The organism is Nonomuraea sp. 3N208 (genome assembly GCF_052245935.1).
In the GTDB taxonomy this organism is placed as follows: Bacteria; Actinomycetota; Actinomycetes; order Streptosporangiales; family Streptosporangiaceae; genus Nonomuraea.
Genome location: NZ_JBQQBR010000185.1, coordinates 1 through 761, shown reverse-complemented (window position 1 = coordinate 761; position 761 = coordinate 1). Strand labels below are relative to the sequence as shown.

The 761-nt window shown below is 68.5% G+C and carries 1 protein-coding gene; it reads right to left on the bottom strand.

Annotated features, from left to right (window positions below; translation table 11 throughout):
• Nucleotides 1–434 precede the first annotated feature (434 nt).
• A partial coding sequence (locus ACTWPT_RS60150; protein ID WP_443186505.1) for a hypothetical protein occupies nucleotides 435–761 on the bottom strand: 327 nt, incomplete at its 5' end.

The following is a 761-nucleotide window of genomic DNA, read 5'->3' as shown; positions in this document are numbered from 1 at the left end:
GTGCTGAGAAAGCCGTATGTGAGGGCCACCTGCCATGCCTTTCGGTCATCCGGCCGCATCAGAATGGATGCCGATGCGACTCGCTCGGTGAAGACGGCTGTCCCGTCTGCCTGTGCGGTGGAACCCGGAGCCTTCACCGGGGGCCCGCCCTCATGCGGGGGCCCGGCGGTCGCGACTGTCAGCCGAAGGCGTGGTCTGCGGCTATCTGACACTATCAGCCGCTAACTTTGTCCTGACATTTCGCTGTACTGAACCTGCGTTCGGGTCTCGGTCCCGGGTGATGTCGCGGGCTGATCGCTTACGAGTCAATGTGCTCGGCGCGCCGACGGAAACGCCCAATACCAGCAAGCCCCATCACCAATCGCGATAGCAGACTAGGCACGGGGGTTGGCTCCGTCGGCTCGCGAACTGACGGAGGGCTCCGACGAGCGCGTCTAGCGGTGTCCGCGTACTGCCCAGGCGCGAGCAGTGAGGGCGATCGATCCGTCCGGCCGGGCGGGCAGCCGTCGGCGCAGCATGTCTCGCAGAGCGGCCTTGCGGTCTTCGGGAAGTGATCCGACGTAGCCGGGCGCCGGAGCCTGTCCGCCGAGGAACGGCGCCCAGTAGTCGTCGAAGTCCCGGAACACGGTCGGCGCCTCGATTGCCTCGACGACCACGTCGGCCAAACCCGCGCCGGCCCACAGCTCGCGCAGCGGCTCCGGCCGGCATTGCGGGAACCGCCGCCCCTCGTCCAGCGCCGCGGCCGCGGGGTCGAGGGCGGT